This window comes from Pseudobacillus sp. 179-B 2D1 NHS, assembly GCF_045370945.1.
Classification (GTDB): domain Bacteria; phylum Bacillota; class Bacilli; order Bacillales; family Domibacillaceae; genus Pseudobacillus.
Window position 1 is genome coordinate 266,461 of record NZ_JBIQDP010000003.1, and the last position, 10,974, is coordinate 277,434.

Genomic DNA, 10,974 nt, shown 5'->3' on the forward strand with positions numbered 1-10,974 from the left:
TCATTCCCGGCGTCAGATTTCTAAAATGGATCGTATTTGCCGTTTAATATTGCGTTTTGACGAATCGTCATTTAATAAATCGGCAGGAAAATATAACTTATGGTCTGTTCGTCTCTTACCTGAAATGGCATCAACAATATCCGACTCACGTGATAGTTCGCGCAGCTCCCCTGTATTCATCAACAAGTAAATCGGCAGCCGCTCCTCTTCTTCTCCCGGCCGATAGAAATCGTAAGGAAGGTCCGACGAAGAATCAAACACAAGATAGTATTCCGGGTCAATGCCGGCTTTTCTAAACAATGCTTCCAGCTCGCTATGCTTGCGGTACTCTTTAGCAGGGTCAAATTCGACGTACTTAAATAAATCTCGATTGACAAATCGGCGGCACAAGTCACTTAGAATCGGATCTTTTTCTTCCTGCCAAACTTGAAAGTAATACAGCATGACCGCTTCATCGAGTTTCAAGTAGTCTGCAAGACTATATTGCTCTTGAAAGATGGAGTAAAAATGCAAAGGTGCATATGTAAAAGCGTAGCCTTGGCGGTCCAGCTCTTTCGCCCGATGGAGAATTTTTGTCAGCAGAACTTCTGCACTTCGGGTTACCGGATGGAAATATACTTGCCAATACATTTGATAGCGGCTCATAATATAGTCTTCTACCGCATGCATCCCGCTTTGCTTGAAGACAACTTGATCCTCACGCGGCCGCATCACACGCAGCAGGCGCTCCATATCAAAATGTCCGTAGCTGACCCCAGTGAAATATGCATCACGCTGGAGATAATCCATTCGGTCTGCATCAATCTGGCTCGAGATTAAACTGACAACAAGCTTGTTTTCATGAGTTTTGCCAATGACTTCTGCCACTTGTTTAGGAAAGTCTTTACTCACTCTTGATAACACAGCATTCACTTCAGTTTCTCCAAGAATAATCTGTTTCGTAAACTCTTCATGATCGAGCTGAAACACTTTTTCAAATGAATGTGAAAACGGTCCATGTCCGACATCATGCAAAAGAGCGGCACACAACGAAAGCAGGCGGTCCTCCTTGTTCCATTCTGGACGCTCTGCAAATACATCGTCGACAATGCGTCTAACAATCTCATAAACGCCTAGTGAATGATTAAAACGGCTATGTTCCGCTCCATGGAACGTCAAATATGTCGTTCCAAGCTGACGAATCCGACGCAGCCGCTGGAACTCTTTTGTACCGATCAAATCCCAAATAACTAAATCGCGAACGTGGATATAACGGTGAACAGGGTCCTTAAACACTTTTTCTTCTTTCAGCTTGCTCTTTGCGTACTCCATTTTGTCCCCCCTATTCATACTTATTCATTATTTTAATTATAGCGAAGAAATTATGAAGATAGGAGGAAGAAACCTTCTTTCTCCTGCATATAGTGAAATAAAGGGGGCGTTCTATGTGCTCTTTGTCGAAGAAATACCGGTAGGAAACGAAATTCATAGAATCATTCACCGATTCTGGAGCCGGTGCTTCTTAAACAAAAAATCACCTTATCCAACATCCGACAGGTGATTCATCTTTATCTCTTTAGCTTCTTCTTTACTTTTTCCATAAGTTCTTCTTCAGTTAAAGCAGCAACCGGTCGGTTATTGACAAAAGTAAATGTTTTTTTACGGCCAGGGCCGCAGTAAGACTGACAGGCTACGTCGATTTTTGCTTCTGGATCGATGCCCTTCAGCTTTGGCACAAGAGTTTTCAAGTTAACTGCCTGGCAATCATCGCAAACTCGAAATTCGTTTGCCATCTATATACAATCCTTTCTTAAATAAGGTTAAGCTAAACGGTATTTTACATCGAAAAAAAACGGTTGGCAAGCACTCGAATCGTCCCTGAAGCTTTCGTGTGCCGGCTAAACAGGGAAACTAGCAGAAAAAAATTATTTTTTAATATTGGTATAAATCTAACGTATTTGGATCATCCTGTCAGTAATTAAACTTTTACTAAAACAAGGAGTTGAATGTAATGAAAAACAGACAAGATGCATGGTCAGAGGAAAATGATCTATTGCTCGCTGAAACAGTATTGCGCCACGTGCGTGAAGGAAGTACACAATTAAATGCGTTCGAGGAAGTGGGAGATCAGCTAAACCGGACTTCTGCTGCCTGCGGCTTTCGCTGGAACGCAGTTGTTCGCCATCAATATGAAAAAGCACTCGCTCTCGCTAAAAAACAACGCAAACAACGCAACCGACTGCTTGGAAAAGAACAAGGCGGCAAGAAAAAATTGTTGTATCAGCCTCCTGTTCCTTCTATTGAAGAAGTCGAGGCTATGTCTTTGCCGCTTCCTAATGATATAGAGATAGAAACTGAACAGCTGCCGTATGTGTCACCGGTGAACAATGAAGAACTGTCTATGGAAAAAGTGATTGCCTTTTTACAAACTCTGTCTAGCACTACTTACCAGTCAGACCGTCTAAAACAAGAGAATGCAAGATTAAAGCATGAAGTAGAGCAGCTGACAAAAGAGAAAGCCGCATTGGAAGAAACTGTACGCGAGCTAGAGCAAAACACTGTCACTATGCAAGAAGACTATGAAACACTAATAAAGATAATGAACCGTGCCAGAAAGCTCGTTCTCTTTGATGAAGAAGAGCCTAGTCCTACAGCCTTTAAAATGGACCGCAACGGCAACCTGGAAAAGCTAGCTGAATAAATAAAGGTGTCCCGAGAGCTTCGTCTTTCGGACACCTTTCTTTTTTGACAGCCTGCTGCTGATTGAATACATGAATATGAGAAAAGAATATAGAAACCTTTTAGAGATGCTGCTTATCTGTTTTTCTTCAGCTTTCTGCGGTCAAGGCTTTTTCATTGCGTTCGGTTACGCGCTGTAAATACCCTTGGTAAAGATCCACTTCTTCTCCATGCAGTGAACTCGCATAGAGACGGCCGGCATGTTGATGAAGAGTATTTAAAAACCGCAGCATCACATCTTGGACAGTAAGTTTGCGGCCCAGCAGTTCAGACAATGAAGCCATCACCTCGGGCTGGATATCAGGGTAATCCCACTTGGTTATTTCTGTTTTTTTGGCTGTCTCGTAGAAGCGGCGGATAAGTGATGCTCTTTCTGAGCCGCTGCCGCTTACACATAAATAAATCTGAACAGCCACTCCACGGCGAATGCGCCGTTGGGAAATGCCAGCAAACTTTTTTCCACCGATGCTTAAATCATAACTTCCCGGACAATAAGAGCCTACAATTTCATAGGCGTCAATCCTTGCAGAAAAGCCGGAAAACATTTGTTTAATCAACAGATACATCGCTTCATAGCCACGATCAATATCAATCCCTTTTTCTGTATCAGGAAAAATAAGCGATAAATTAAGCACACCCTCATCAAGTGCTACAGCAAGCCCCCCCGAGTTACGAACGATAACTTGTAAACCAGCTTCTTGTAAAAGCTTGATTCCCTCCTGCAGGAAAGGAAGTTTTGTGTCCTGGATACCGAGCACTACGGTGCTATGGTGAACCCATGCTCTCGCAGTCGGTGGGCTGGAGCCAGCACCGACTGATGTACATAATGTATCATCGGCGGCAAACGACTGAAGTGCGCTGAACATCGGCCCTAAGCTTGACTGATCAATCAGGCGCCACTCCGGCTGCTTAAGTAATTGTAGCGATTCATTCATAATGTGTTCTCCTTCTCGATAGTCACATCAAAAAAACCGGCAGACGCCGGTCTGACCTTACTTTATCGGGAACAGTCATTCAATGCAACTGTTATTTTAGTGACTGGGCAGCAGTAATCAGCGCCAGTTTGTACACATCTTCTTCACTGCAGCCGCGGGACAGGTCATTCACCGGCGCATTCAATCCTTGCAAGATCGGTCCAACCGCTTCAAAGTTACCAAGACGCTGGGCAATCTTATAACCGATATTCCCTGCTTCTAAGCTTGGAAAAATAAAGACATTGGCATCTCCTTGAATGACCGAATCCGGCGCCTTCTTCCTAGCAACAGACGGAACAAATGCTGCATCAAATTGAAATTCTCCGTCAATGACCAATTCTGGTTCTCTCTCTTTCGCTAATTGGAGGGCTTCTTCCACTTTTTCCGTTTCCGGGGACTTCGCCGATCCTTTTGTCGAGAAGCTTAGCATAGCAATCCGCGGCGAAAGGTCAAACATTTCTGCCGTTTTGGCACTCTCAATGGCAATTTCCGCTAAATCATTGCTATCTGGAGCAATATTGATCGCACAATCAGCAAAAACATATTTCTCTTCTCCACGTACCATAATAAACACACCAGATGTTTTTTTGACTCCTTGCTTTGTTTTGATAATTTGTAAGGCCGGGCGAACCGTATCAGCTGTAGAATGGGCAGCCCCGCTTACAAGCCCTTCGGCATAGCCTTTGTAAACAAGCATTGTACCAAAATAATTTTCATCCATTAAGATATTCTGTGCTTCCTCTTCTGTTGCTTTGCCTTTCCGGCGTTCAACGAATGATTGAACAAGTTCATTAAGACGACTGTCGCTTGCAGGATCAACAATTTCGATTCCTTCCAGTCCTGCTTGCAGCTGGGAAGCCTTCTGCTTAATTTCCTGCTCATCGCCGATGAGGATCGGTGTTAACAGATTTTCTTTCGCCAGCCGGCTCGCAGCAGCTACTATGCGTTCATCATGTCCTTCCGGGAAAACAATTCTTACGTTCTGTCCGGAAAGCTTGTTTTCTAAAGCCGTAAATAAATCACTCATTCCAATTCCCTCCTTATCCCTTCCTATACTCAGGATACCTTCTACAGTTATGATTTTACATAATAAAATGTCTCTTCTCCATCATTCCCTCTCCTTTTTATGTTCACACACCCGTCAAAGCACTTTTATGGATTGCCTCCAGATGTATGTTATATTAATAACTGAAAACATTTACATAAGGAGTGAATAAGATGAGTGAAGCTGCAAAAACAATTGACGGCTGGTATTGTCTGCATGATTTTCGTCTGATTGATTGGACGACTTGGAAGTTGCTTTCAAGTGATGAACGTCAAACAGCTATTTATGAGTTCCAGCAATTTCTCAATAAGTTAAATGCCGTTCACGAGGCAAAAGAGGGAAGCCATGCGTTTTACAGCATCGTTGGCCAAAAAGCTGATTTTATGCTGATGATTCTTCGCCCGACAATGGAAGAGTTAAATGCTATTGAAACGGAATTCAACAAGTTAAAAATTGCCGAATTCACAATCCCAGGCTATTCTTACGTATCTGTTGTCGAATTGAGCAATTACTTATCCAGTGATGAAGATCCATATCAAAACCCGCAGATTCGTTCCCGCTTATATCCTGAGCTGCCAAGAGCAAAGCATGTTTGCTTCTATCCAATGGATAAGCGCCGCCAAGGAGAAGATAACTGGTACATGCTCCCAATGGAAGAGCGCGGGAAACTTATGCGCAGCCATGGCATGATCGGCCGCCAATATGCTGGCAAAGTGAAACAAATTATTACTGGGTCTGTCGGTTTCGATGATTATGAATGGGGCGTTACACTATTCGCTGACGATGTGCTTCAATTTAAAAAACTTGTATATGAAATGCGGTTTGATGAAGTCAGCGCCCGTTACGGCGAATTCGGAGCGTTCTTTGTCGGCAATCTGCTCGATGATTCTAAGTTGGAGCAAATGCTGCAAATTAATTAAAAAACTGCCTAAAGCCTTTTCTACATTTTAGAAAAGGCTTTTTATTTTGTCATGAAACTCAAATTTCCACATACACATTAATTGACAACCGATTTGAAAAATCTATTCGTTCAAGGAGGGTTCCTGTGAGTCCATCAACTGCTAGTCCATATAGGCAAAGTGGTATGCCATCTTATTATTATCAGCCCTATCCAATGTATACAGCCCCTACTACTCCAAGCGTACCTCCCGGGGGCATATCATCTTCACCAGGAGGCGGAATAAATGTCCCTGGCATGCTGCCTTCAGAACAGTCATACATCGAGAATATTTTTCGTCTGAACCGCGGAAAACCAGTAACAGTCTACACAACGTTTGAAAACAACCGTGAATGGAATGCGAAAATCTTTAAAGGAATTATTGAAGCTGCCGGACGTGACCACTTAATCTTGAGTGATCCGCAAACAGGAATGCGCTATTTAATCCTGATGGTCTCTTTAGATTATGCTACCTTTGATGAGCCGATAGAATACAATTATCCGGTCCCTGGTGGAGCGGGGGCAGGAACAGGTGGCGGACTTGCTTCCTATCCGCCACGTTAATTAATAAAAGCTGCTCTCTTTTTTCAGAGAGCAGCTTTTATATTAGAATTTTATAGCCGCTAAAACGAGCAGCACCCAGCCCACTAGAAAAGCAACACCGCCAATTGGCGTGATAGCTCCTAGCACTTTGATCCCCGACAGCGTGAGAGCATACAAGCTGCCTGAAAAAATAACCGTTCCGATAAGCATCATCCAGCCAGACCAGTTCAACATAGAGCTAAACTGGACTTGCCCTATAAGGATACCAACTAGAACCATTCCTAAAGCGTGAAACATTTGGTATTGAACACCGGTTTTCCAAATTTCCAAGTACTTCGGCTCTACTTTCCCTTCCAAGCCGTGGGCGCCAAACGCGCCAAGCGCTACAGATAAAAAGGCATTGATTGCCCCAATGATAATAAATAGTTTCATTTTCTTCTCCTTAAAAATCAAATATAGAATCGCCATTTGCCCCATCGTCCGTTTGAAGCTTTTCAGCCTGGCTTAATGCTGGTTGCGCCGGCTGAGAGGCTACCTGCCGAATCGGCAGTGACTCAGGGAGGACAGCCGCTGCTCCTGTCTTGTCTGACTCATCAAGCAGCACTTCACATAACGTCCGGACGGTGTAAATATGCTGCTTCATCATGCCACTTTTTTCAGCAAGTCGTGCCTGCCGGATCTCTTCTTCTATTTTATTTAAGACGGATAAATGAGAAATGTTTATTTTCATGCACCTCCTACTACTTTTTAACGAGCTTAGGCGTGAATTGGCGGCATGGATGACCAGAAGCCTGCAGAACGAATGCTGACGGCAGCTGCCTCGTCTTAAAACCGTATGCCCGACAGCCGCGCGGGCTTTTGTGGTCCCACGTAACAAAAAAGTATTTGCACTGAAAACAATTCACCTTTTCCATTTATCCGCTCACGCCCCTTCTGCTTTTCATTCTAACAAATTTTATCCAATCGGAATAAGAATTCTTTTTGACAAAGGCGAATGCTGTCATTTATTAGCTTTGTTTCACGTGAAACAGCGTATATTGACGAAATTTATTGATCGTTTATTTCCCAATGAATCGGCTCTTCTCCAAACCTCTCCAGACATTCATTGGCTTTTGAAAAAGGACGGCTGCCAAAGAAGCCTCTTGAAGCCGATAGAGGACTTGGATGCGGTGCTTGAATGATGCAATGTTTCTTTTCGTCAATCAGCACAAGCTTCTTTTGAGCTGGCTTTCCCCATAAAATAAACACAACGGGCTTTTCACGGCTGCTGATCAAGGAAATAATCCGGTCCGTCAGCCGCTCCCAGCCTTTTCCTTGGTGGGAATGAGCTTCACCTTGTCGCACAGTCAGCACGGTATTGAGCAAAAGCACCCCTTGCTCTGCCCATGGCACCAAGTAACCGTTGTGCGGAATGGGACATCCTAAATCGCTATGCAGCTCTTTAAAAATATTTCGCAGGGAAGGCGGCACTGGAACATCCGGCTTCACTGAAAAACTTAATCCATGCGCTTGTCCAGGACCATGATAGGGGTCCTGGCCGAGAATAACTACCTTTACGTCTTTATAAGCTGTATAACGAAGAGCATTGTAAATATCATCCATATTAGGGTAAATTGTTTTTGTTGCATATTCCTTTTTGAGAAATTCACGCAGCTCCTGGTAATAAGGTTTCTCAAACTCTTCCGCCAGCAGCTCGCCCCAGTCGTTTTGCAATATTTTCTTTGTCATTCCCACCACTCCTTCTCCATCATCCTGATAATTGTTAGAATCTGGTCTCTTACTATCCTGAAATCTTTACAGTTGCTTTATACCCGATATGCTCAAAAAATTGCTCAAGCGATTGTATGGCATTTTCTTCGGCTTTTTGAAGCAGCCCCTGCTCAACCGCTTCTTTTTTAATTAACTGCCTAGCTTCATCTGCAAGGGTATACCCTTCTTTCCAATCCACCTTCTCCCGAAAGATTCCTTCCACTGAGAACAGCTTTACTTGATCAGTCATAAGAGCCGGCTCTTGCAAAATTTTTGCTCTGGGGATATGGATTTTAATTGTTTTATTCTTTTCATCCACTTGAATATCCGCTTTTGATAGTTTACTTAAATCCACACCTGCGAGCACTTTCCCAGGCACAATTAACAAAACTTTCCTTTTTGTTCCCAGCACGTCTACACCAATCTTTTGTCCAAAGAGCTTATTGTCTTCCTGTTCAATTACTGCCTTTACATAAGCTTCTGCCGTAGCCAGTGAATTTAAATTCTTGATTTGTTCAACAAAAGCAGCCGGCTCTCCTTGCCCGGAATCAGAATATAAAGATAGGAGACCAAACGTTCCAAGGGCAAGCATAACTAACACAAAGAGAGCGAGCAGCCATCTTGTTGCTTTTCCTGTCAAGAACACAGGCAGTCCTCCTGTTGCCGCTGCTGTAGATGCTGTCTCACTGCGCCCGGCCTTTAGTTCTTTTATAAGTGCTTCCAGCTGCTCCAGCTTTTCCCTTTCCTTGCGGTCCATCTCATCCCTCCTATATGGGTTTATTACCCTTATCTTAACAGCCATGCGCGCCAAAAGGCTTGTACAAAATGTTTTAATTTTTTAAAATGTTAATAGCAACTTATATCGCTATACACTCAAAGGAGGATTTTTGCAGCATGGAAATGAAAAAAGTATTAACCATTGCAGGATCAGATACAAGCGGCGGCGCAGGCATTCAAGCAGATTTGAAAACATTTCAGGAGCACGGTGTCTATGGAATGACGGCGCTGACAACCATCGTGACGATGGACCCCGACAATCATTGGAGCCATGGTGTTCACCCGCTATCTATTGATACACTAGAAGCCCAATTAAAAACTGCCATGTCTGTCGGAATTGATGCTGTAAAAACCGGGATGCTGGCAACTGCTGAGATCATTGAAGTAGCAGGCAAGCATATTAAAGCCAATGGACTAGATAAAGTCGTGATTGACCCAGTTATGGTATGCAAAGGGGAAGATGAAGTCTTAAATCCGGAAGCACCGGTTGCTATGCGTGAATTTTTACTGCCGATCGCTACCGTTGTAACACCGAACTTATTTGAAGCCGGACAACTTTCTGGAATTGGGCCGATCCGTACATTAGAACAAATGAAAGAAGCCGCTAAAAAAATTCATGACTTGGGCGCCAAAAATGTCGTTGTGAAAGGCGGCAAACAGCTCGAGCATGAAAAAGCAGTCGATGTCTTCTATGACGGCAATGAATTCACTGTATTAGAAGCCGAAAAAGTAGCCACTACTTACAATCATGGAGCTGGATGTACATTTGCTGCTGCTATTACAGCCAACTTGGCAAAAGGACAAGATGTAAAAACGGCCGTATCTAATGCGAAAGATTTCGTCAGCGCAGCCATTCGCCACGGCTTCAAGCTAAACCAATATGTCGGTCCAGTTATGCACGGTGCTTTCAATCAAATTAGAAACTAAGAAATTTTAAGCCATCCATTGTTAAAAGGATGGCTTTTTAGGCTCATTTTTCGCAATCCCTAATTATTTCTTGTAAAATGTTCATTACAGGTGCTTATGGAGGTGGATGAACGTGGAGCCAATTATTGTAGCAAAGGTTCAAGAATCGATTGACCGATTTGCTCAGAAGGAAGTATATATCCATTTAGAAACGACGAATGGAGCTTATGCCTCTCACTTTGATGAGAAGTTTTTTTCAGCAGGTGCTTATATACGCAATGCTAAGCTCGTTTACGAGCATGGAAAAATAGTTGGGGAAGGCCCCTACCGCGTCGGGCTGAAACTATCAATTGGCTGGGTATATGCAGAAGGACTGACCCATTTCGGCTTCGATGAAAACGGCAGGCTGCTTCTTGCCGGCCATGGCTTTGACGGAAAGCTCGCTGTTGCTTTGCAAATAGGCGAAGAACCGTTTAAATAATTTGTAAAGGAAGGTGATTCTCCCATATGTTAACGGAAATTGAAAAAGAACAGCACGTACTCGTTATTTTTCCGCATCCTGATGATGAAGCCTTTGGTGTTTCTGGCACTATTGCTACACATAGAAAAAGAGGGACCCCTGTTACATATGCTTGTCTGACACTTGGGGAAATGGGACGAAACCTCGGGAATCCGCCGTTCGCTACCCGGGAATCGCTGCCGGATATCCGTAAGGCTGAGCTGATAAAAGCTGCCGAAGCAATTGATATTCAAGATTTGCGCATGATGGGATTACGTGATAAAACGCTGGAATTTGAAGATGATACGAAAATGGCCGATCTCGTTTCCGGTTTGCTTGCTGAGTTGAACCCTTCTCTTATCATTAGCTTTTATCCCGGCTTCGCCGTGCATCCCGATCATGAAGCTACCGCGCGCGCCGTTATTCGTGCCGTTCGCCGGCTCCCAGAAGATAAACGACCGAAGCTTCATCTCGTTGCGTTTGCCAATAATACAGACACAGATCTTGGGGCACCGGATCTTGTCTATGATATTTCAGACGTTTTCGAGCAGAAGATGGCTGCCTTGCGCGCTCATATCTCTCAAACGGCCTGGATGCTAAAGGAAATGGAAAAGCTGCTTGCGCAAAATGACGAAGCAACTATTCAGCGCATAAAGTTTGAACGCTTTTGGAATTATCGCTGGGACGATGACAAGGTAAGCGAGCTGCAATAAATTAAACAAGAGGATGACCAAATAGGTCATCCTCTTGTCAGACTGTAGACAAACTCAATGAAATTCTAGAGTTTGTCTACAGTCCTTTTTATTTTGCTTGTGAATGGGGGCTG

14 protein-coding genes are annotated in these 10,974 nt (G+C 43.6%); 6 read left to right on the forward strand and 8 right to left on the reverse strand.

All coding sequences use genetic code 11. The features are described 5' to 3' along the window. Positions 1–12: 12 nt before the first annotated feature. Together ACH0BF_RS05070 and ACH0BF_RS05075 are read right to left on the reverse strand one after the other, a co-directional pair. Entirely contained in the window at positions 13–1,311 is a 1,299-nt protein-coding gene (locus ACH0BF_RS05070) for an HD domain-containing protein (protein ID WP_406908979.1), read from the reverse strand. Between the two features lie 236 nt (positions 1,312–1,547). Beyond that, positions 1,548–1,772 (reverse strand): YuzB family protein, encoded by a 225-nt coding sequence (locus ACH0BF_RS05075; protein WP_340851945.1) that lies wholly within the window; start codon positions 1,770–1,772, stop codon positions 1,548–1,550. A gap of 218 nt (positions 1,773–1,990) precedes the next feature. Here ACH0BF_RS05075 and ACH0BF_RS05080 point away from each other — a divergent pair, with 218 nt between their 5' ends. After that, a complete protein-coding gene (locus tag ACH0BF_RS05080; RefSeq protein ID WP_120035376.1) occupies positions 1,991–2,680 on the forward strand; it encodes an RsfA family transcriptional regulator in 690 nt (229 codons plus the stop codon). Positions 2,681–2,807: 127 nt separating this feature from the next. Here the strand turns inward: ACH0BF_RS05080 and lipL are convergent, their stop codons facing one another. Then, entirely contained in the window at positions 2,808–3,656 is an 849-nt protein-coding gene (gene lipL, locus ACH0BF_RS05085) for an octanoyl-[GcvH]:protein N-octanoyltransferase (protein ID WP_406908988.1), read from the reverse strand. Between the two features lie 88 nt (positions 3,657–3,744). Continuing rightward, positions 3,745–4,719 carry a phosphate acetyltransferase gene (gene pta, locus ACH0BF_RS05090; protein WP_120035379.1) on the reverse strand — a complete coding sequence of 325 codons (975 nt, stop codon included), beginning with the start codon at positions 4,717–4,719 and terminating at the stop codon, positions 3,745–3,747. Positions 4,720–4,910: 191 nt separating this feature from the next. Here pta and hemQ point away from each other — a divergent pair, with 191 nt between their 5' ends. Then, complete coding sequence (gene hemQ, locus ACH0BF_RS05095; RefSeq protein ID WP_340851941.1) at positions 4,911–5,657, forward strand: hydrogen peroxide-dependent heme synthase; 747 nt, start codon at positions 4,911–4,913, stop codon at positions 5,655–5,657. Between the two features lie 164 nt (positions 5,658–5,821). Next, positions 5,822–6,238, forward strand: coding sequence for a spore coat protein GerQ (gerQ, locus tag ACH0BF_RS05100; protein ID WP_120037997.1), 417 nt, complete (start codon positions 5,822–5,824; stop codon positions 6,236–6,238). Positions 6,239–6,280: 42 nt separating this feature from the next. On the opposite strand, the gene ACH0BF_RS05105 is transcribed toward gerQ, so the two are convergent. From ACH0BF_RS05105 to ACH0BF_RS05120, 4 genes are all read right to left on the reverse strand, one after another. Next, positions 6,281–6,649 (reverse strand): DUF423 domain-containing protein, encoded by a 369-nt coding sequence (locus ACH0BF_RS05105; protein ID WP_120035383.1) that lies wholly within the window; start codon positions 6,647–6,649, stop codon positions 6,281–6,283. Positions 6,650–6,659: 10 nt separating this feature from the next. Continuing rightward, positions 6,660–6,947 (reverse strand): YwdI family protein, encoded by a 288-nt coding sequence (locus ACH0BF_RS05110; RefSeq protein WP_120035385.1) that lies wholly within the window; start codon positions 6,945–6,947, stop codon positions 6,660–6,662. A 317-nt stretch (positions 6,948–7,264) separates the two neighbouring features. Beyond that, the gene (locus ACH0BF_RS05115; protein WP_120035390.1) at positions 7,265–7,945 is read right to left on the reverse strand and encodes a uracil-DNA glycosylase; all 681 of its coding nucleotides are present in this window, start codon (positions 7,943–7,945) and stop codon (positions 7,265–7,267) included. Positions 7,946–7,997: 52 nt separating this feature from the next. Then, positions 7,998–8,723: a DUF4230 domain-containing protein gene (locus ACH0BF_RS05120; RefSeq protein ID WP_406908981.1), complete on the reverse strand. Its 726-nt coding sequence runs from the start codon at positions 8,721–8,723 to the stop codon at positions 7,998–8,000. A gap of 137 nt (positions 8,724–8,860) precedes the next feature. Here ACH0BF_RS05120 and pdxK point away from each other — a divergent pair, with 137 nt between their 5' ends. The 3 genes from pdxK (at position 8,861) to bshB2 (ending at position 10,861) form a co-directional block, all read left to right on the forward strand. Further along, entirely contained in the window at positions 8,861–9,670 is an 810-nt protein-coding gene (gene pdxK, locus ACH0BF_RS05125; protein WP_120035394.1) for a pyridoxine/pyridoxal/pyridoxamine kinase, read from the forward strand. A 106-nt stretch (positions 9,671–9,776) separates the two neighbouring features. Continuing rightward, positions 9,777–10,130 (forward strand): YojF family protein, encoded by a 354-nt coding sequence (locus ACH0BF_RS05130; RefSeq protein ID WP_406908982.1) that lies wholly within the window; start codon positions 9,777–9,779, stop codon positions 10,128–10,130. Between the two features lie 38 nt (positions 10,131–10,168). Beyond that, complete coding sequence (gene bshB2, locus ACH0BF_RS05135; protein WP_182917161.1) at positions 10,169–10,861, forward strand: bacillithiol biosynthesis deacetylase BshB2; 693 nt, start codon at positions 10,169–10,171, stop codon at positions 10,859–10,861. The last annotated feature ends 113 nt before the right edge of the window (positions 10,862–10,974 follow it).